This window comes from Kordia periserrulae, from assembly GCF_003054265.1.
GTDB classification, from domain to species: domain Bacteria; phylum Bacteroidota; class Bacteroidia; order Flavobacteriales; family Flavobacteriaceae; genus Kordia; species Kordia periserrulae.
Genome location: NZ_QBKT01000002.1, coordinates 220,790 through 241,613, shown reverse-complemented (window position 1 = coordinate 241,613; position 20,824 = coordinate 220,790). Strand labels below are relative to the sequence as shown.

The window sequence follows — 20,824 nt, the reverse complement described above, 5'->3', positions numbered from 1 at the left end:
AAATATTTGATTAAATTTTTTTTTAGCGGATTTTATCCAAAAGATTGCTTAGTTGTGAAGCTTCTTCTTCCGTAAGTTTACCTAACCAATCGTTGTTTGGCATACTTTCCGCAATGGTAGATAGTAGTTTTTGTCCGTCATCGGTAATTGCGATGTGAACAACTCTTCTGTCGGTTGGACAAGGAATGCGCTCTATTAAATCCTTTGCGCATAGCTTGTCCATCAATCTTGTGGCATTCGGCGCTCTTTCAATCATGCGGTCTTTGATTTGTTGCACTTTGATTGCTTCTCCAGCTCCTTTTAAAATTCGGAGTATGTTGAATTGTTGCGGAGAAATACCGAATGGCTTGAAAAATTCGTTTTCCTGACTGTTGATCCAGTTTGCCGTGTATTTGATATTTATAAAGGCTTTCACTCTTTCTGATGGAAATGATGATTGTATATCTTTCGCAATATCGCCCATTGTTTGTTTTTTTGTTTTTTGTTCTTCGTTATTCGTTGTTTGTTGATTTGTCTTGGCTCTTGACTCTTCGTCAATTTGTTTTTTATCAATTCGTCGTTTTGACGATTCTCTTTTCAAATGGCAAATCCTAAATCATAGTTCCAACACCTAAGACCCAACACCCAAAACCAAGAATCCAACAATTATCCTTCAAAACCGACATCTGTATGTGCGCCGTCACAAAAAGGTTTATTTTGAGAAGCGCCGCATCTGCAAAAAGCAGTGGTTTTGTTTCGCTTTTCTTTGGTTCCGTCAGAATTGGTGATGTTTAATGTACCATATACCAATAGCGGTCCATTTTCTAAGGCTTCTACTTTGGTTTCTAGTGCCAACGCTTCTTGGTCGCCCTCTTTGTTACTTCGGTACGATAACGCTCCCGAAGGACAGGCTGCTATTTGTTTTTTGATACGTTCCGTACTAGCACCATCCATGTTAATCCAAGGTCTGTTTTGCGGATTGAATACTTGTAACAATCCTTTCCAACAGTTTTTGGAATGTGTACATGTTTTGGGTTTCCAAACCACTGTAATATCTTGGTTACTGTATTCTTTGATGATTTCTTTTTCTCCCATGATGACTGTTTTTAGTGGTTTCTGATGCTTAAAGATACGAAATTAGCCTAAGCTTTGTGAATGGCTTCTTGTAACTTTTTCACTTCTTCTTCTAACTTTTCTTGCAGTGTTTCATCTACAATTTTACCCGATTTGAAGTTATCATTGAAACTTGGAAGTGAAAACGCACCTACGATATTTCCGCCCATAAAAGGAAATCTTCCCACAGCAATATCCAACACCGTTCCGCCACCGCGAACTCCTGGAGAGGTTGCCATTAATAGCATTGGAATGTCTGCCCAAAGTTTTCCGTCAATACGTGACATCCAATCAAAAAGATTTTTAAATACTGTTGCATATACGCCATTATGTTCTGCTAATGATAGTACGATTCCGTCTGCTGCTTGCATAGTTTTTAGGAATTTGTGTGCATCTTCTGGAATGCCGTGTTCTTGTTCTCTATCAATTCCGTATAGCGGTAAATCGTAATCGTTCAAGTCTAAAATATTTACTTCAACATCTTTCACTAAACTCGCTGCATAGGTTGCTAATTGTTTGTTTATAGATGTTTTACTGTCACTTCCCGCAAAGGCTACTATTGTTTTCATGTGTTTTTGTTTTGCTAGTTTTTAAATTCTTTACAAATGTAGGTATAATATTTTTATTTTCCAAGGAAAATATTTCCATGTAACTAATTTAATATTTTTTTAAGAAAACTTTCAAAGTTTGCTGCTTTTAATAGCAATATATGTTTCGTATTTTAGCAACTGAAAATTAAACAACCATGGACATCAACTTCAATAAGAACGAAGATCACAACAAACTTTTAGCTTCTGAATTACGTCAACGCCTTGCCAAAGTTGCTTTGGGCGGCGGACAGAAACGTATTGAAAAACATCATAGTAAAGGCAAAATGACCGCGCGCGAGCGTATTGATTTTTTACTTGATGATAAGAAGCCCGCTATTGAAATTGGTGCGTTTGTTGGGGAAGGCATGTACGAAGAACACGGTGGCTGCCCTTCTGGTGGCGTGGTTGTGAAGATTGGCTATATTAAAGGAAAGCAATGTATTGTGGTGGCTAATGATGCTACCGTGAAAGCTGGTGCGTGGTTTCCGATTACTGCAAAGAAGAATCTGAGAGCGCAGGAGATTTCTATTGAAAATAGATTGCCTATTATTTATTTAGTAGATAGTGCCGGTGTGTATTTGCCAATGCAAGATGAGATTTTTCCCGATAAGGAACATTTTGGACGAATTTTTAGAAATAATGCGGTAATGAGTAGCATGGGAATTACCCAAATTGCTGCTGTAATGGGAAGTTGCGTAGCTGGTGGCGCGTATTTACCAATTATGAGTGATGAAGCGTTGATTGTTGATAAAACAGGAAGTATTTTCTTGGCAGGAAGTTATTTGGTAAAAGCGGCGATTGGTGAAAGTATTGATAATGAGACACTTGGTGGTGCTACAACACACTGTGAAATTTCTGGCGTAACCGATTATAAATCGAAAGATGATAAAGATGCGTTGACCACGATTCAAAATATTGTAAGTAAGATTGGCGATTATACACCTACAGGTTTTAATCGTGTTGAAGCAGCGAAACCGAAAGAGAATCCAGAGGAAATTTTTGGAATTCTGCCAAAAGCACGTCACGAACAGTATGATATGAAAGAAATCATTAAGCGTTTGGTAGATAATTCTGAGTTTGATGAATATAAAGAAGGCTACGGACAAAGTATTATTACCGCATACGCGCGCATTGACGGTTGGGCCGTTGGCATTGTGGCGAATCAACGAAAGTTGGTGAAAAATAAAAAAGGTGAAATGCAGTTTGGCGGTGTAATTTATTCAGATTCTGCAGATAAAGCCACACGATTTATCGCAAATTGCAACCAAAAGAAGATTCCGTTGGTGTTTTTACAAGATGTAACCGGATTTATGGTAGGAAGCAAATCGGAGCATGGTGGTATTATTAAAGATGGTGCCAAAATGGTAAATGCGGTGAGTAATAGTGTGGTTCCGAAGTTTACGATTGTCATCGGAAACTCGTATGGAGCCGGAAATTACGCCATGTGTGGAAAAGCATACGATCCGCGATTGATTGCTGCTTGGCCAAGTGCTGAATTGGCGGTGATGAGTGGAAATTCGGCAGCAAAAGTATTGTTACAGATTGAAACGGCTTCACTGAAAAAACAAGGTGAAAAAATCACGAAAGAGAAAGAAGAAGAATTATTTAATAAAATTAAATCGCGGTACGATCGACAGATTTCTCCGTATTATGCGGCGGCTCGCTTATGGACCGATGCGATTATCAATCCGTTAGAAACACGTACTTGGATTTCCATGGGAATTGAAGCAGCGAATCAGGCACCGATTGAGAAACCGTTTAATTTGGGCGTGATTCAGGTTTGATAGGTGTTGGGTTTTAGGTGTTAGGTTTTAGGGCGCTTCGCTTTTTGTTTTTCGTTGTTTGTGTTTTGGCGTTTCTTTGAAACTTTTCAATTCAACATTCAAAATCCAACATGCAACATTTCAAAAAGAAGCTTCTCTAAATGGTTTTTGATGGCAAAATAATCTCGAAAACCGCTAAATTTTCTTTGAAACATCTCAATTCAACATTCAAAATCCAACATGCAACATTTCAAAAAAAGCTTCTCTAAATGGTTTTTGATTGCAAAACAATCTCAAAAACAGCAAAGTTTTCTTTGAAACAACTCAATTCAACATTCAAAATCCAACACCCAACATTTCAAAAAAGCTTCTCTAAATGGTTTTTGATTGCAAAACAATCTCAAAAACCGCTAAATTTTCTTTGAAATAACTCATAACTATCCAACAATAAGAAAAGGCCTAGTAAACTAATTACCAGACCTTTTCTCCCTAAAAAACCTAAAATAACCTAATCTTTATTTCTTTCTGAAAGCAAAGATTCGCTTTTTACTAAATCACAAACTCTATGCCATTCTTTTATTTTTTTATGATTTTTTTAACAGAAAAAGAAAAACCTAATAAATCAGAATTTTACTAGGTTTTTCATAAACAACTAAACAACCAACCTTTCGTTAATTCTCTATTAAAAGTACCTACAATTACTGCTTTTTAAAACTTAGATTGAGTAAACGTGTCGTTTTAGTGAGTAAAGTCGCGCACCTATTTAGTAGAAGTCGATTTTACCAACCGAATGAATTCTGCTCTGTAACCGTTTGCATCTTCACCTCTACCCGATTCTGCCAATGCAACTACATCTTCTAGTTTGGAATTGTTGTGAAATTGAGAATTTCGCAACTGCATTCCGAACAACGCAACCGCAGCCGTAAAGTTGAAATCATCTGAATTTGTTTTGGATACTTTACTTTCAACGATCTCTTTTAACTCAATACTTTTATTTTTGTTTGGCTTTTTGTAGCGAATTTTTACCGTCAATAATTCATTGGAGCTATGTATTTTCGGAGTACCTGTATTTGTATATTTTAAATCATCAACATCTTTCAAGTACTTTGAATCTACACCAACAGGAATGATTTCATACAAAGCTGTCACTGTATGTCCTGCGCCCAATTCTCCCGCATCTTTGGTGTCATCTTTAAAATCTTCATCGTTCAGCAATCGGTTTTCATAACCAATCAAACGATAGGCTTGCACTGTATTTGGGTTGAATTCTAATTGCAATTTTACATCTTTCGCAATCGTATATAATGTTCCTCCAAACTCTTTTCCGAAAATTTTGTAGGCTTCTTGCATCGTATCAATATACGCGTGATTTCCGTTTCCTTTATCTGCCAACAATTCCAAACGGTCATCTTTATAATTTCCCATTCCAAAACCTAAAACCGACAAATACACGCCAGATTCACGTTTGTTTTCAATCAGTGTTTCCATGTCGCTTCGGCTTGTTCTTCCCACATTAAAATCGCCATCCGTTGCCAAAATCACGCGATTGTTGCCGTCTTTGATAAAGTTTTCCGAAGCAATTTTATACGCCAATTCAATACCTGCACCGCCAGCCGTAGAGCCGCCTGCTTGCAAATTGTTCAATGCCTTTAAGATTTTTTCTTTATTGTCGCCCGAAGTTGGCTCTAACACCATTCCTGCCGCGCCAGCGTAGACTACGATGGCAACTTTATCTTCGTTTCGCATTTTTTCAACCATTAATTTAAAGGCAGCTTTTAACAATGGCAATTTATTTTGTGACGACATCGAGCCTGAAACATCAATTAAGAATGTGAAGTTTGATGGCGGAATTTTCTCTAAAGGAATTTCTTTTCCTTGCAATGCAATTTTGACTAATTTTGTGTCTTTGTTCCACGGTGTTACGCCCACTTCCGTGTGAATTGCCAATGGATGCCTGTCTTTCGGTTGATCGTATTGATAGTCAAAATAGTTAATCATTTCTTCAATTTTAACCGCATCCGCAGGAACTTCCATTCCGTTATTTATCATTCTACGCACATTACTATACGAAGCTTTATCGACATCAATAGAAAATGTAGACAATGGAGTTAACGCTGCTCTTTTAAAGGTATTTTCGTTGATTTCTTTGTAGGATTCGTTGGTAGCTTGATATTGCGGATTGTGATAACCCATATTCCCAGATACTGAACTTCTTCCTCTAATCGTAATCGTTTGTCCCTGTCCATTATAACCATTTAATGTAACACCACTAGCAGCACCACTCAAAACTTGATCTAGTGAATTTACAGGAACTTGCTCAATACTTTCAGCAGTAACTGTAGCCACTGATGAAGAGACTTTAGTGGAGTTTTTCGCGTTGCCATACGCTACAATCATTACTTCTTCTAATTCTTTACCTTGTTGTAAAGTCACATTTAAAACTTTTTGTGTAACTACAACTTCTTGTGTGGCAAATCCGACATAAGAAAATATTAGAATCTCACCTAATTGTGCTTGAATTGTATACTTTCCATCAAAATTGGCAGTAACGCCCTTTGTGGTCGTTTTTAGTTGAACAGCAGCGCCTGGCAACGGTTGCCCAGATTCGTCTGTAATTTGTCCACTGACTTCTATTTTTTGTGCCCAAACTTGACTAATCATCAAAAATATGCAGAGTGTAAAGAGTTTTTTCATCATGTATCGTTTTAAAGTTTTAAACGAAACTACGGATGACACTCATGATAAAAAATGGGAATTGAGCGAAACGGTCGTTTGAATTAGGGAAGGTGTTTTTTGGGTGTTGGGTGTTTTTTGTTATTCGTTCTTTGTTAATTTGTAGTTGATAAAAGATAACTCAAAACAGAAAATAAAACGAACCAACGAAACACAAAAAACAAAAAACAAAAAACGAAGAACAAAACTAAAGCACTTCCAACGTCTTCAATCGCTGTACTTTTCCTGTATCAGTTTCTACGAACTTTTTTATAGTATAAATTGCTTTCGGGATTTCAAATTTGGAGAGTTTTTTTGAATTTTGAATGGTTTTTAGCAACGCAGCAGTGTTTAGTTTTTGTTTTTCATCTTCAATCAAAAGAATCAGCTTTTTCCCTAACTGTTCGTCATCTACAGCAGTGACAAAAAAACGATGTTTTATAAAAAGATGTAACTTCTCCTCTATTTGCTCAGGATGGAGTTTTACGCCGCCGCTGTTAATCACATTGTCAACTCGTCCTAGCCAGTCGAATTCTGTTTCAGAAATAATGTCTACAACGTCATTGGTAATAATTTTTTCGCCTGTGATTCTTGGTGCGTCAATGACCAAACAATTTCGGTCATCAACAGAAACGCTGATATTTGGTAAGGTTTTGTAATGTCCTTTTTCGCCTTTCGGCAGATGATTCAACGGTTTTGCGGCAATATGCGTGATGGTTTCCGTCATTCCATACGTGGCAAAAATATTGGTGGAAACTCCTTGTAAACTTTCTACCAAACTATTTGAAGCAGGCGCGCCACCAACAATGAGTGTTTTGATGTTGTGTAAATGTTTCAACGAATTTTCAACTTGTAACGGCACCATCGCGCAGAAATCGTATTTTTTTTCAAGATTTTCTAACGGATTGGATGTTGGCACGACCAAATCGAGTTCTAATCCTAAAATCATCGCGCGCACAAGCATCATTTTTCCAGCAATAAAGTTAGATGGCAAACATTGCAGTGCAGCATCTCCAGGGTGAATTCCGAAAAAATCGCCCGTTGCCAACGCAGAATGTACCATCGCTTGTTTCGACAATCGAATGGATTTCGGTTTTCCTGTAGAACCTGAGGTAAAAACGTCAATATACTCCTTATCATTGAGCCAATCTATCAAGAAATCGCCCATGATTTGTTCGTATGGTTTGCCTTCTTTTACAAAGCTGTACGCCACTTCTTTAAGTTCTTCTCTATTGAAATAATTGCCATCTAATTGAAACTTTAGATGAATATTTTGAAAGCTTGGAATCATTTTTGTTAATTGTTCTATAAAATTACAGATTCGCAATGGAAAATCAACTATTTCTTGCGTAGTTTTTACTAATTTAGTGGACTGTTTTTGCTTGTAAAAGTAAATTTTTCTCCACACCGAATTAAATTGTATTTTATGACAACATCCTATTTGAAATTCCCTGTATTGCTATTGCTTTTCGTGATGCAGTATAGCTTCGCGCAAAAAAATCCTTCCGAAGATTTCCGTTTCTTAGAACGTACCGAAAATATTAAGATTCACTTAGATAAAGGAAATTTTGAAATTGTCAAAAATATTCACGAAAAAGCAGAATACGTAACCGCGAATAAACTGTATTTTGCCAATGAAGTGCTTCGATTTGACAGTTTTACCAAAATAGAAGATATTGAAGCAGTGACCTATTTACCAGATTCTGGAAAAAAGCTTGAAGTCGATTATATAGAAACGAAACATGAATTTGACGACGGTATTTTTTACAGCGATCAGCAAACAAAAAACTTTACATTTCCTGGTGTTACCAAAGGTGCAATTACCGATTTAAAATATAAAGAAGTCATCAACGAACCGCATTTTTTAGGGTTATTTCGTTTTGGAACTTATGCACCAACCGAAAAAGCTGTGTTACGCATTGAGTTTCCTAAAAATGTAGAAATCGGATACAAAGAGTTTCACACAGAAAATATTACCATCAACTTCCAAAAAGAAGAAAAAAAGAACCATAATATTTACACCTGGACTACTGAAAATGTTGCAAAATTCAGTTCAGAAGACGATGCGGAAGCCGCTTTATATCACTTACCACATATCATTTTACACATAAAAAATTACACCGAAAACGGCAAAACGATTCCAATTTTAAACAATGTGAACGATTTGTACAGCTGGTACGCATCGCTTGCCAAACGAGTTGACGAAAGCGATTTGAAAAAAGTTCATGAAATTGCGGAAGATATCGCCAAAAACTATTCAACTGACCGCGAAAAAGCGGAAGCCATTTATAATTGGGTGCAAGAAAATATAACCTACGTAGCGTTTGAAGATGGTTTGGGCGGATTTATTCCACGCGGCGCGGCAAGCGTTTGTAAAAACCGTTATGGCGATTGTAAAGACATGGCAAATTTGTTGTATGTGATGTTGAATCACGTGGGAATTCCAGCGTATCGAACTTGGATTGGTACGCGCGACCGTCCGTATTTGTACGACGAAGTGCCAACGCCGATGGTAGACAATCACATGATAACAGCAACAGTTATTGACAACGATACCATCTTCATTGATGGAACCGATAGCTATGTAAACTTCGGTATGCCAAGTTCGTTTACACAAACCAAAGAAGCCTTAATTGGTATTTCTCCTGAGCGTTTTGTGTTGAAAAAAGTGCCTGTACAACCCGCAGAAAAAAGCAAAACGGTTATCAATACAACCATTACGTTTGAAGATGGAAACATCAAAGCGTCTGAAAAACGTGTGATGACAGGTTATGAAAGAGTCGATTTTGTCACAGATTATCTCTACAAGAAAAAAGACAATACCGAAGAGGAATTTTTAAATACGACGCTAGCGTTGGGAAATAACAAAACCAAGTATCAAAATATTACCGTATCGCCGATTGAATCAAAGTATAAAGAGTTGACCTTGGCATTTGACTTACAGATTGAAAATTACGCGAAAACCATTGGTTCAAAGACCATTCTCAACCTCAACATTGACCGTGTATTGTCAAAGCAAAAGATTGATATTGAGACACGTAAATACGCTAAAAAAATTGATCATCAGTATCAAAAAGAATATACGACTACGTTCATCATTCCAGAAGGATATAAAGTGACTTCCGTGCCAAAACCGATAAAATTTGACGGAAAAGATTATGGTTTTGACATTCATTACGAGCAAAAAGACAATCAAATCATTCAACACAAAAGTATTTATATCAATACGTTACGCGTAGAAAAAGAAGATTTTGAAGCGTGGAATAGTTTTGTAAAGAAATTGATTAAAGCCTACAAAAAAAGTATTATCATTGAAAAGTAAATTAACAGCTATGAGAGCAATTATTGCCATTATTTTATGTTTGTGTACTTCGCAAGCATTTTCACAATATTATAAAGAATACGACTGGGCAAAAAAGCCTACACTCCACGAACTGACTGAGAAAGAAGCAAACGAATCGTCGATTTCAATTTTGGAAAAATATGTTGTAGAATATGTCGTTCCCAAGTTTGGAAACAAGTTGCAAAAGTTTGAAACTACGCACACCATTGCACGTGTGCACGACGAAAAAGGAATTAAAACGCATAATACCGTTTATATTTCTATGTACGATGTGCTAAATATTGTAGATATCAAAGCTCGTACAATTACGCCTGACGGAAAAGTGACATTACTGAATAAAGATAATATCAAAGAAGTCAAAAATGTAGAAGAATACGGTGATTTTAAAATTTTTGCGATTGAAGGTGCCGAAAAAGACAGCGAAATTGAAGTTTTGTACACGCTGGAAAAAGAATATTCTGCCTTCGGACGCGAAACTTTACAGAAAAGTTATCCAATCAAACGTTTGGAATATCATTTTATTCACGGCGAACTTCCAGGTCGTGTAAAAGCGTATCGTGCTGACAGTAATTTTGAAACGAGAACATACGGCGAAAGTACTGGAAAACAACTGATTTTAGAAAATGTTGTGCCCATGATTGAAGAAGAATACGCTACGCCAAAGTCAAATAAAACTTATGTTGCGTATCAATGTTTTGGTCCGGACACCAACGTTACAGACGATATGTTGTGGAGCAATGTGGTGACCAATATTACGCAAGGCATGTTTCCTGCGACAGTGCATCCAGAAATCGCAAAAATTGCGAAAACCATTATCAAAGACGAAACTGCTGATGATTTTACAAAAGCCTTTTTGATTGACGATTATGTAAAAACAAATTACACCATTGTGCAAAACAACAATGAGCAACTTTCTGATATTGATTATATCGTCAAAAACAAATCGGCAAGTGATTTGGGAATTATCAAAGTATATTCGCACTTATTGGAAGCGGCGAAAGTGGAATACTTGCCTGTAATTACTTCGGATGTGTACGAACATAAATTCGACTCTGAGTTTTTCAATCCAATAGCGTTGCGCGAATTTTTGATTTACATTCCAAAAGCGTTTAAATACATCACGCCAAATCGTGTGGATTATCGCCTGAGTGAAATTCCGCCGAATATTCTCGGAAATACGGGAATCTTTGTCAACAACAAAAAACAATTCAGTTTTTACAAAATTCTTCAAAAAGACCAAGATTACAGTCGCGTCGTACGCAACATGAATATTTCGTTTGAAGATGACATGGAATATGTACAAATTGAGCAAAATCAGGAATATTACGGACATTGGGCAATGAACAACCGCGCGTATTTGAATTTGGCACCAGAGCAAGCTATTAAAGAGTTTGAAGACTATTTGACAGGTTCAGGAATTGAAGATAAAGTGGTGAAAAAATACGAAGTCAAAAACAAGGAAATGTTGCAATTGGAATACAACAAACCGTTTTTGGTAAACAGTGCTATTACGTCTGAATCGTTGTTGGAAGAAGCTGGCGACAGTTATATTTTTCAGGTTGGAAAAGTGATTGGGACGCAAAGCGAATTGTACCAAGAAACCAAGCGCGTCAATCCAATTCAGATGCAATATCCGAATCGCTACAACTATGAAATTGTGGTGAACATTCCGCAAGATTATGAGGTTGAAGGTTTGGAATCGCTCATCATTAAGAAAGAATTGTTAGATGAAGAAGGCAATCAAAAATGTAAGTTTGAATCGAATTACAAACTAAACGGCAGCAAACTCACCATTACTATTGAAGAATTCTACAAGGAATTTGAGTATGATATTGCCGAATATGAAGGCTTCCGCGAAGTCATCAATGCTGCTTCTGACTTTAATAAAGCTGCCATTTTAATGAATCCTAAAGAATAATACAGTTCCTTTAGAAACTGCTTAAAGCTTAGAAAGTTCGTCCTAAAAAACGGACTTTTTTTGTGGCTTTCATAATTTATTTTATGATTGAAAAACAGAAAAATCGTATCTTTAAAGAAACCGATGTTATACCACACATTATGAATTTTAAAATCGTTCTTGTCTGTCTACTCTACTTGAGTTGTTCTTTTTCGCATGCGCAATTGTTAGATGAAACTGCCAATGATTCGTTGGTCAAAATTCCTGAATACTTTGCAACACAAACACTGAAAGAAAACATCTATATTCACACGGATAAAGATATCTATGAACCTGGTGAAAATTTGTGGTTTAAAGCATATTTACTGAATGGAAATACGCTAAAACTATCCACAGACACACAATTGATTTTTGTCGAATTAATTCAAATACACAAAGAAGAAGACGAAGAAGATAAAATCATTGCCACTGAAAAATACGAAGCCAACAACGGATTTACCAATGGTCACTTATTCCTCGAAAGAGGTATCGATGTTGGAACGTATCAACTACGCATTCACACCAAAAAAACCTTAGAAAGTACCGCAAAAAAGATACTGGCTGTAAAAGAAGTTAAAGTGGTAGAAAGTGTGATTCCAACCATTTTGATGGATGCTGAATTTTCACAAAAAAGATACCAACGAAACGAAGCTATAGCTGCCGAAATTACCGTTTTTTCAAGAAGTAGAGTTCCGTATAAAAACACGGTAGTTGTTGCGTATGTATATGCAGGTTCTAAACGGATTTCCCGCGAGCGACTTCGTACGAATGATAAAGGAGTTGTGTTTGTCAATTTTCCTGCTAAAAAAAGTGAAAAAGCCACGACTATTGAACTTCACGTCAAACATCAAGGAAACGAAGTAGTTCATACTATTGAAATTCCGTTTACAAGCATGAGCGAATTGCAATTTGGTTTGTATCCTGAAGGTGGAAGTTTGGTAGCAAATCTTCCAAACACCGTCGCTTTTAAAGCCTTAGATCCGTCAGGAAGACCTGTAAAAGTAGAAGGTATTTTGTATGAAAATGGTAAAAAATTGCAAGCGTTTTCAGCAGAACACTACGGAATGGGAAAGTTTGCTTTTGTTCCGAAAAACAATCAAAATTATACCGTAAAAATTACAAAACCTGTATTGGATAGCATTTTTGAATTGCCTAAAATATTGCCAGAAGGTATCAAATTGCAAGTAGACCGACAGACAAAAAAGCACGTTCATTGTAGCATTACACGCACGGAGAACATTCCCAATCAAAAAGTGTACATACGCGCGCAACATCGCGGTTTGGTGTATTGGATGGCGACAGCTTCACTTAGCAAAGAACGCGTCCGATTTAAACTTCCGTTGGAAAAATTTCCGCAAGGTATTGTTGAAATAACGCTATTTAACGAGCAGTATCAACCGATTGCAGAACGTTTGGTGTATGCCAATATGGAGCAAAAATTACACGTAACACTTAAAGAAATCTCGAAAAGTATCTTTCGCCAAAAAGACAAAGTCACGATGACATTCCAAGTTCGTGATGAAGATAAAAATCCTGTCATCGCTAATTTTAGCCTAAGCGTTCACGATCATTTATATGCGGATAACACGAATGATTACGCCATGATGCCACATTATTATTTGTTTTCGGAATTGAAAGGTCATGTGTACGATGCGGCTTATTATTTTAATCCAAAAAATAACAATCGCGAGGCGCATTTAGATTTATTACTGCTTACGCAAGGTTGGCGGAATTACGTGTGGAATATTAAGCAATTAAATTATGTAGAGAATAGTTTGGATTTTACGACCAATATCAAGGGAAAAATATATAAAAAACTTGAAAATGGCGCGTTGCTAAACATTCCATTAGCAACTGTAAATGTTTCGTATCCAAAGTTTACAAGTCACATAATTGCTAGCGAACAAGCTACGTTTTCGCTACCGATTTGGTCATACAAAGAAGCGCAAGGTTCGCATTTGGTGTTTATTCCTTTTGAAAACGAAAATGCGGTTATAAAAATCGCAGAACCGTTTAGAAGTATTGAAAATATTACTAAAAATTATGATGCTAAATTCCCGCAATATGACCTACCATTGCAAGCTAAAAAACAATCATCGTACGATGCTAAATTTAGTTTTACAGAAACCAATTTTTTGGAAGAAGTCAATTTGGGTTCGTTCAGAGATCGTAATAAAAACGAAGGAAGCGCTGGAAAATATGGTGATAGTGCTACGGATTATGTGTGCATTTACAATATTCTCAACTGTGTAAATCATCCGTATGGAACGCCTCCAAAAGAAGGAAAAACCTATCGTTTAAACGACGGAGCTATCATTACGTACTTCCCAAAAAAAATGAAAAAAGAAGACGATGAAAAGGGTAAGCTTTTTGTAAAGATTAAAGGCTTGTATCCTGAAAAAGAATTTTACAGTCCACAATACGACAAAAATCCAGATGAAGCCTTATTTCCTGACAATCGGAAAACCTTATTTTGGGCACCGAACTTGATTTCAGATGCAAAGGGAGAAATCACCGTAAGTTTTTATACTTCCGATTTGCAAACTACTTTTTTAGGAACGCTTGAAGGTACGAATGGCAATGGTTTGCTTGGTGGAACTATTTTTCAGTTTGAGGTGAAGTAAAATGATTTTTGTATTGCTTTTTTTATTGTGAATATGAGTAAAGCTATGATATGTTTGAATGTCAATTCGATATAATTTCTATTCAAATAAAAATTGTCTCTTCTCAATAAAATAAATTTAAAAAAACGAAAAATCAGCTATTTACTTTCTTATTCTTTGCATGCCCAAAGAAAAGAAACAAAAGAAAGGGCACTTTTCCAGAGGTGTTTTTGCTTTTCTCTTTAGGGAGAAAACCAAAACCGCATAATTTTTTCTAAATTTCTTCCAAGGATTCAGAAATTTTTAACGAAAAAATTCTGCTACACTGCGGAAAAGAAAAAACCACTGTTGATTTTTATGCCAAACTCACCTGTCTTGGATTCATAAAACTATTCAGTATACACCTCAACCGTAGTTTCTTCAATTGATGGCACGCGTCCTGCGAGTTTTTCTTTCCAATTGCGCCACTTATATTTTTTAGCAAAAACAAGCAATAATATCGGATATACAATCATGATTGGAATTAAAATTTGATAGAAAGAAACATCACTTTCTTGCGAAGCATATTTAAATAAAGAATCGGTTTGCAACGCGGAATAATCTGCCGTAACAAGTGTTGCCGCGAGAAAATTATTGGCAAAGTGAAATCCTAGCGCCAATTCCAAACCATCGTCCATTAGCGTGATAATTCCCAAAAACAAACCTGTTCCTATGTAGAAAATCATCGTAATTCCGCCCATTTCCGCTACTTCAGGATTTGCCAAATGCATCAATCCGAACATGACAGAAGTCGCAATCAAAGGAAACCAACGGTTTTTCACTACAACGCCAATTTGCTGCATAAAATATCCTCTAAAGAGGTATTCTTCAAAACCAATCTGAAAAGGAAATAATAACAAACTGATACATACCAACACGATAAAACTCATCGGTTTAAAGTTAAAAACGACCATTCCTGGATACAGATAGTATTCCACCATAAAACTTGCAATTCCCACAATGAAGACCAATCCGAAAGAAAACGCCACTCGTTTTAAGTCTATTTTATTCCGCGCTGTGGTGAGCGATACCAAGCTTCGTTCGTGCAAATACACCACCAATCCAAACAATAGCAACAATAAGAAAACGAACGGTGATAAGTTGAGAAAGAATAAAAAGTTAGTATTATCAATCGTATTGGAAACCTTGTCCATCATTTGTTCGGTGTCAATATCACCAAAAAGCACATAAAAAATATTTGCAATAAAAATGGCAAGTGTCAGTATCGTTGTAATGATAACTTTCCAAGCGGCATTATCGCCTTTGTAAGCTTGTTGTATAAACATGTTTTAGTTTTTTATATAGGGAACGTTCCACGGCAATTCAGAATGGTAGTGCAAGGCTCCGTTTTGTATGATTAGTGGCGCATCAAAATTGTTCGTATACAATCCGCCAGTTCCCAAACCTTGTGGCATAGAATTTTGCAATGTATACGTCCATTGTGCAATAGCGTTGAGTCCAATATTACTTTCCAGCGCACTGGTAATCCACCAACCGATATCATGTTGTTCAGCCAGCGAAATCCATTCGTTGCTTCCAGCATAACCGCCCACCAAACTTGGTTTCAAGATGATGTATTGCGGTTGAATGGTTTCTATAATTTTTTTCTTGTCGGAATGATGAAATACGCCAATCAATTCTTCATCAAGTGCGATTGGCAACGGCGTTATTTCACATAGTTTTGCCATTTCTTCCAATTGCCCTTGTTTGATAGGTTGTTCGATAGAATGCAAATCGAATTCAGACAATCGTTTTAGCTTTTCTAAGGCATTTTCAGGTGTAAACGCACCATTGGCATCTACACGAAGTTCAATATCATTTACAGCATATTCGTTGCGAATGCTTTGTAAAAGTTTTAGTTCTGTGTCGAAATCAATCGCACCAATTTTCATCTTGATACATGAAAAACCTGCCGCAAGTTTGTCTTTAATTTGCGCTTTCATAAAATCGGCATCGCCCATCCAAATCAGTCCGTTAATGTTTATTGCTTCTTCGCTTTCCGTAAATTTAGACGGATGCAGCAAAAATGGTGATTCCGCTTTGAGCGAACGAAACGCTTGCTCCACACCAAACTGAATCGATGGGAATTCGGTGAGTTCTTTCAATAGTTTTTCTTCGCCTAATTCGACATGTTCACACGTCCAGCGTAATTTTTCTTCATAGTCAGACACATCATCTACACTCAAACTTCGTAAAATTCCGCACTCTCCTATTCCTTCTTTTCCTTCCGAAATCAAATGAATAAACCACGTTTCCTTCTGCTTCAAAACTCCGCGCGAGGTTCCGCTAGGTCGTTTGAAGTTGAGAATGTGTTTGTGACAGGATGCTTTCATGTTTGATTTCTAGACTTTTTTAGGTTTTTAGACTTGTTAGATGCTTTAGACGATTTGATTATTCTATCTGTCACATCGAGCGCTGTCGAGATGCTTGTATAACTAGATTTCTAGTGAACTTCCAATACCCAGCAAAATCAATTCCTTATGGCTTTCTGCAAAGGTCTTTTGTGCAGCATCGTGATCGATTTTTATAGGCGGAAACGAATCGTAATGATAGCCCAATACTTTATCGCACGCTACAAAATCACTAGCAATAATGGCATCATCAACGCCCATGGTGAATGTGTCACCGATTGGTAAAATTGCCAAATCCAATTGTGTTTGAAGCGGAATCAACTTCATATCATACGTCAACGCGGTATCTCCAGCGATGTAGATTGATTTTTCACCTGCTGTCAATACGAATCCGCCAGGTTGTCCGCCGTAGGAACCGTCTGGAAACGATGATGTGTGAATGGCATTTACATATTTTGCAGAAAACGCTTCTGTAGTGTACGTTCCGCCGTGATTCATCGCGAATACATTAAAATCTTTAGCGCCGTAATGTTGCGCAACTTCATAGTTTGCTACAATCGTGGCACCTGTATTCTTGGCAATCGTTTCAACATCTAAAATATGATCTTGATGTGCATGCGTGACTAAAATATAATCCGCTTTCAGAGAATTGACATCAATATGAGAAGCCAATTCATTTCCCGAAATAAAAGGATCGACAATGATATTGGTGTTGCCAAATTCGATGTGTAACGAAGCGTGTCCTAAGTATGTGATTTTCATGATATAGTTGTTTTAAGTTATTCTAATTTTAAAAAATGTTTTTTCTTTCTCTTGGTGGTTGTTGTAATGAATTTCCCATCCGTAAATGTTCCGTAATACGGCATATAATAAACGTTTCCGCTATTGTCTTGAATTTTATCGTATGATACATTACCATCTGTTGAAAATACAATATCATATAAAGAAGAGGATTCTAACAAACCTTTAGATACTTTGGTTCGTCCATCTTTTTTTTCAATTAAGTTTTTCCCAGAATTCAAAATAACATGCAGTTCATCATTTTTCAAAAATGCATTATACGATGGAGATGTAGCCCTTTTATAAATACTTCTTCCCCAACTTAATTCTCCGCTTTTATTAAATTTTAAAATCAAAACATCATCATAATGAGGAATATCTCTCCAATAGCCATTATTATTCATTCCCGTATTTACAAATTGTGATGTGATATAAAATTCTTCTGCTAAAAGGTATACGTTTCCTTGAGAATCTTCCATAGTATAATCTACAAAAAAGTTACGCAATTCTTTTGCTTTTTCCTTTTTGCGTTTTCCTCTTCTGTAACCATATAAATCTTCGTATACTTCTTGTGGCAATTCTGTCTTTTTTTCAGATACAACGTCAAGAGTTGATTCATTGATTATAAAATCGCAACCGCCTTTAATTCTGTTAGAGTTTTTTTCTGAATAAAATCCTAATAAGTGTAATTGGTTATTGTTTTGGTTGATAACCAATGTTCTCACAAATTCATCTTCCAATTCTATACTAGTATGCGAAGTTCCACTTTGAGATATTTTGTGAAGCACAAATTCATAATTAGCTTTTCCTTCATTCTTGTCAAATCGTCCCTCAATATACAATTTGCCCAAACTATATACTGTTGCTTCATCATCTATGTATAAATCGTTGTGTTCAAAATAATTTTTCTCATGATCTTGATACGATTTTTTATACATCAGACTCAAATCTTCTGAATTAAATACATGAATAGAGTATGAATTGCTTTTTTTCTTAATATTATCCGTAGCGATAGCAATATATTGTTGATTTGGAGAAATAGCAAAGCTTGTTTGACGTTTATTACTTCCTGAAAAAAGCCCACCTCCTTTTTTCACATTAGCTTCAAACAACTTAGTTTTTTTATGAGTATTATTTTTGATATTGAAGGTATGGCAGTATAAGATTCGTTCTTTACGTTTTGGTGAATATACTGTAAACACTTTGATTACGTCATCATAACTCAAATGTCCTTTATATACTTCTTTTTTCTCTTTTTTTATGAGTTTAAAAAAATCTTTATCCAAATTACTATCAAAAACATCTAGTAAAATATTTTTCTTTCCAAATCGAACAATCGCTGTTTTTCCCGCTGGATTTGTATAAATCACATCAATTCCTTCAACCTTAACCTCATCTTTATACTCAGCACTTTCAGTGATTTTGAGTTTGGTTGTGGATTCTTCTTGCGCGTTTGAAATAAACATACATAGACATAACAATACTAGTAAAAATAGTTTCTTTTTCATTTATTAGTTCTAATTAAAAATTGCGAACAAAATTGCGAATAAAAATGTGCTCAACGCCACTTTTTTTAATTCTGAATCAAGTTCTTTGAGAATGATATTTTTTGCGACTACAATCATATTCATCACTAACGGAATAAACGCTATGAAAACGATGAATTGTAACGGCGAATGATAGTTTCTAAGAATGTACCAAAGCGTGATGAAAAATGCTCCTACAATCAATGCGTAATGGTATTTTTTTGCATTCTGACTTCCAATTTTAACCACCAAGGTATTTTTTCCGTGCGATTTGTCTTTGATGCGATCGCGCATGTTGTTTAGATTTAAAACTGCCGTACTTAGCAATCCGACAGCTGTTGCAGGCAAGAAAATGTCGAAATTCAACGATTTAGTGTATAAAAAGTAACTTCCAACCACACTCAACCAGCCAAAAAAGAGAAATACAAACACATCTCCCAATCCTGAATATCCGTAGGCACTTTTTCCAACCGTGTATTTTACCGCCGCAATAATCGCCGTAATTCCTAAAAAGAAAAACAATACCGAATAACTGAAATTTTCATTCCCAAACGCTACATAAATCACTGCTAATGCCAATAGTAACGTAATAATTACCGTAAGAATCATCGCGTTTTTCATCTGCTTTGGCGAAATAATTCCCGAAGCCACCATGCGCTGTTCGCCTTCTCTATCTGCATCTGTACCGCGAATTCCATCGCCATAATCGTTGGCAAAATTGGACAATACTTGAAAACCAATTGTCGTTAAAATCGACAGGATAAATATAAAATAATTAGGATGATAGGTATTTGTAATTGGTATAACCGTTTGAGTTGTATCAAACTTTGTGAAATTTGCAAGTGCACAACCAACAATAATCCCAGAAATGGACAAAGGTAAGGTTCGTAATCGTGCGGCAGCAAGCCATGCTTTTATCATGTAAAGACAATTTTTGTAAAGATACACTTTTAAAGAATTATTGAAAAATGTCTAACAAGCTGATTAATCTTAATATTCTATTAAATTTTTATGCGCAATTCTGAGTTTTACTTACATTGCAAAAGTTTTATTTTTAATTCATGAACACTCTAGTACGCGTATTTTTATTGTTTTTTTCGATGGGAGTTTTGCATGCGCAAGAGTCACCCGTTTGGAATACCTATCAAGCCAAACAAGAAAAAGGAGTGAGTTCTACGAATTTGCGAATGGATTTGGTGGATAAAGCGCCAATCAACGGTTACGACTTTCTTTTTTATGTAAAAATCAAATACCGAGTGACGAAAGAAAGTGATTTTCCGATTGGCAATAAACTGAAGAAATTATACCGCATCAAAGATTCTATTTACAGTAAAATGCAATCGGTTTCCGATAGTAAATATGTCGGTTCGTTTATGTATGATGGCAGTCGTTTTGAGTATTATTATGTAAAAGACGCGTCGGATATTGAACGCCATATTGACAAATTGTTTAGAAATCAATTTCGCGGCGAAAGGTATGAAGTCTTTGTAAAGTCAGATCCTGCGTGGGATTTGTACGTCAACTTTTTATATCCGAATGATGAAATTTTAAACTTTATGTCGAATCGCGATACGGTGATTCAGCTTAAAAATGCAGGCGATGATGTGTTGGCTGTCCGCCCGATTGATCACTACGCGGTATTTTCATCCAAAAACGACATGAATTTGTTTGAAGAAGCCATCAAAAAATTGGCATATACGGTTTCACACAAAAAAGACCTCGAAAAAGGAACTCATCCGTATGAAATCAAGTTTCAACGTGACAACTCCGTAACGCTTGAAAATACTTTAAAATTCACCACAGAACTCATCAAACTTACCAAAGAATTTAACGGAACTTACGAAGGTTGGGAAACGTATGTAGTTAAGAAAGAAGATTAGATGCGCTTTGCTTTTAGACCGCTGACGCTTTTGGTATCGCTTTGCTTTTGGTTGTTTGTTGTTTGTTGTTTGTTGTTTCTATTATAAATTGATAAACTTTTAAACACCTAAACTCGTAAACAAACAAAAACCGTCACTTCGAGTGAAATTTCGTAGAAATTTAGTATCGAGAAGTACTTTGAAATCAAAAATTCCTAAAAAAACTATTC

Annotated in this window: 15 protein-coding genes; 5 read left to right on the top strand and 10 right to left on the bottom strand. The window is 36.1% G+C overall.

Annotated features, from left to right (window positions below; translation table 11 throughout):
• Window positions 1-22: 22 nt before the first annotated feature.
• The 3 genes from C8N46_RS05140 to C8N46_RS05130 all read right to left on the bottom strand — a co-directional run bounded on the left by C8N46_RS05140 (window position 23) and on the right by C8N46_RS05130 (window position 1,661).
• A complete protein-coding gene (locus C8N46_RS05140) occupies window positions 23-463 on the bottom strand; it encodes a MarR family winged helix-turn-helix transcriptional regulator (RefSeq protein ID WP_108114125.1) in 441 nt (146 codons plus the stop codon).
• 182 nt (window positions 464-645) lie between these two features.
• A complete protein-coding gene (locus C8N46_RS05135; protein ID WP_108113804.1) occupies window positions 646-1,074 on the bottom strand; it encodes a (4Fe-4S)-binding protein in 429 nt (142 codons plus the stop codon).
• A 47-nt stretch (window positions 1,075-1,121) separates the two neighbouring features.
• Entirely contained in the window at window positions 1,122-1,661 is a 540-nt protein-coding gene (locus C8N46_RS05130; RefSeq protein ID WP_108113803.1) for an NADPH-dependent FMN reductase, read from the bottom strand.
• A gap of 176 nt (window positions 1,662-1,837) precedes the next feature.
• On the opposite strand from C8N46_RS05130, the gene C8N46_RS05125 reads away from it, so the two are divergent.
• Window positions 1,838-3,466 carry an acyl-CoA carboxylase subunit beta gene (locus C8N46_RS05125; RefSeq protein WP_108113802.1) on the top strand — a complete coding sequence of 543 codons (1,629 nt, stop codon included), beginning with the start codon at window positions 1,838-1,840 and terminating at the stop codon, window positions 3,464-3,466.
• A 738-nt stretch (window positions 3,467-4,204) separates the two neighbouring features.
• On the opposite strand, the gene C8N46_RS05120 is transcribed toward C8N46_RS05125, so the two are convergent.
• Together C8N46_RS05120 and C8N46_RS05115 are read right to left on the bottom strand one after the other, a co-directional pair.
• Window positions 4,205-6,142 carry a vWA domain-containing protein gene (locus C8N46_RS05120; RefSeq protein WP_108113801.1) on the bottom strand — a complete coding sequence of 646 codons (1,938 nt, stop codon included), beginning with the start codon at window positions 6,140-6,142 and terminating at the stop codon, window positions 4,205-4,207.
• Between the two features lie 223 nt (window positions 6,143-6,365).
• Entirely contained in the window at window positions 6,366-7,448 is a 1,083-nt protein-coding gene (locus C8N46_RS05115; protein ID WP_108114124.1) for an AMP-binding protein, read from the bottom strand.
• A gap of 135 nt (window positions 7,449-7,583) precedes the next feature.
• Between C8N46_RS05115 and C8N46_RS05110 the strand changes: the two genes are divergently transcribed.
• From C8N46_RS05110 to C8N46_RS05100, 3 genes are all read left to right on the top strand, one after another.
• On the top strand, window positions 7,584-9,479 hold the full coding sequence (locus tag C8N46_RS05110) for a DUF3857 domain-containing transglutaminase family protein (protein ID WP_146169735.1): 1,896 nt from the start codon (window positions 7,584-7,586) through the stop codon (window positions 9,477-9,479).
• A 10-nt stretch (window positions 9,480-9,489) separates the two neighbouring features.
• The gene (locus C8N46_RS05105; RefSeq protein ID WP_108113799.1) at window positions 9,490-11,418 is read left to right on the top strand and encodes a DUF3857 domain-containing protein; all 1,929 of its coding nucleotides are present in this window, start codon (window positions 9,490-9,492) and stop codon (window positions 11,416-11,418) included.
• 62 nt (window positions 11,419-11,480) lie between these two features.
• Window positions 11,481-14,060, top strand: a complete 2,580-nt coding sequence (locus tag C8N46_RS05100) for a hypothetical protein (protein WP_146169734.1) — start codon at window positions 11,481-11,483, stop codon at window positions 14,058-14,060.
• A 368-nt stretch (window positions 14,061-14,428) separates the two neighbouring features.
• Here C8N46_RS05100 and C8N46_RS05095 read toward each other — a convergent pair whose 3' ends face one another.
• The 5 genes from C8N46_RS05095 to menA form a co-directional block, all read right to left on the bottom strand.
• On the bottom strand, window positions 14,429-15,364 hold the full coding sequence (locus C8N46_RS05095; protein ID WP_108113797.1) for a CPBP family intramembrane glutamic endopeptidase: 936 nt from the start codon (window positions 15,362-15,364) through the stop codon (window positions 14,429-14,431).
• Between the two features lie 3 nt (window positions 15,365-15,367).
• Window positions 15,368-16,411 carry an o-succinylbenzoate synthase gene (locus tag C8N46_RS05090; RefSeq protein WP_108113796.1) on the bottom strand — a complete coding sequence of 348 codons (1,044 nt, stop codon included), beginning with the start codon at window positions 16,409-16,411 and terminating at the stop codon, window positions 15,368-15,370.
• A 102-nt stretch (window positions 16,412-16,513) separates the two neighbouring features.
• A complete protein-coding gene (locus tag C8N46_RS05085; RefSeq protein WP_108113795.1) occupies window positions 16,514-17,191 on the bottom strand; it encodes a metal-dependent hydrolase in 678 nt (225 codons plus the stop codon).
• A 17-nt stretch (window positions 17,192-17,208) separates the two neighbouring features.
• Window positions 17,209-18,717 carry a hypothetical protein gene (locus C8N46_RS05080; protein WP_146169733.1) on the bottom strand — a complete coding sequence of 503 codons (1,509 nt, stop codon included), beginning with the start codon at window positions 18,715-18,717 and terminating at the stop codon, window positions 17,209-17,211.
• Between the two features lie 9 nt (window positions 18,718-18,726).
• Window positions 18,727-19,653, bottom strand: a complete 927-nt coding sequence (gene menA / locus C8N46_RS05075; RefSeq protein ID WP_394340246.1) for a 1,4-dihydroxy-2-naphthoate octaprenyltransferase — start codon at window positions 19,651-19,653, stop codon at window positions 18,727-18,729.
• 143 nt (window positions 19,654-19,796) lie between these two features.
• Between menA and C8N46_RS05070 the strand changes: the two genes are divergently transcribed.
• The gene (locus tag C8N46_RS05070; RefSeq protein WP_108113792.1) at window positions 19,797-20,615 is read left to right on the top strand and encodes a DUF695 domain-containing protein; all 819 of its coding nucleotides are present in this window, start codon (window positions 19,797-19,799) and stop codon (window positions 20,613-20,615) included.
• Window positions 20,616-20,824 lie beyond the last annotated feature (209 nt).

What these genes read in the sequence shown, in the direction of transcription:
- C8N46_RS05110 (WP_146169735.1), top strand. Translation starts at nt 7,584, where the DNA reads ATGACAACATCCTATTTGAAATTCCCTGTATTGCTATTGCTTTTCGTG.
- C8N46_RS05130 (WP_108113803.1), bottom strand. Translation starts at nt 1,661, where the DNA reads ATGAAAACAATAGTAGCCTTTGCGGGAAGTGACAGTAAAACATCTATA.
- C8N46_RS05070 (WP_108113792.1), top strand. Translation starts at nt 19,797, where the DNA reads ATGAACACTCTAGTACGCGTATTTTTATTGTTTTTTTCGATGGGAGTT.
- C8N46_RS05120 (WP_108113801.1), bottom strand. Translation starts at nt 6,142, where the DNA reads ATGATGAAAAAACTCTTTACACTCTGCATATTTTTGATGATTAGTCAA.
- C8N46_RS05080 (WP_146169733.1), bottom strand. Translation starts at nt 18,717, where the DNA reads ATGAAAAAGAAACTATTTTTACTAGTATTGTTATGTCTATGTATGTTT.
- C8N46_RS05125 (WP_108113802.1), top strand. Translation starts at nt 1,838, where the DNA reads ATGGACATCAACTTCAATAAGAACGAAGATCACAACAAACTTTTAGCT.
- C8N46_RS05090 (WP_108113796.1), bottom strand. Translation starts at nt 16,411, where the DNA reads ATGAAAGCATCCTGTCACAAACACATTCTCAACTTCAAACGACCTAGC.
- C8N46_RS05085 (WP_108113795.1), bottom strand. Translation starts at nt 17,191, where the DNA reads ATGAAAATCACATACTTAGGACACGCTTCGTTACACATCGAATTTGGC.
- C8N46_RS05095 (WP_108113797.1), bottom strand. Translation starts at nt 15,364, where the DNA reads ATGTTTATACAACAAGCTTACAAAGGCGATAATGCCGCTTGGAAAGTT.
- C8N46_RS05140 (WP_108114125.1), bottom strand. Translation starts at nt 463, where the DNA reads ATGGGCGATATTGCGAAAGATATACAATCATCATTTCCATCAGAAAGA.
- C8N46_RS05115 (WP_108114124.1), bottom strand. Translation starts at nt 7,448, where the DNA reads ATGATTCCAAGCTTTCAAAATATTCATCTAAAGTTTCAATTAGATGGC.
- C8N46_RS05135 (WP_108113804.1), bottom strand. Translation starts at nt 1,074, where the DNA reads ATGGGAGAAAAAGAAATCATCAAAGAATACAGTAACCAAGATATTACA.
- C8N46_RS05105 (WP_108113799.1), top strand. Translation starts at nt 9,490, where the DNA reads ATGAGAGCAATTATTGCCATTATTTTATGTTTGTGTACTTCGCAAGCA.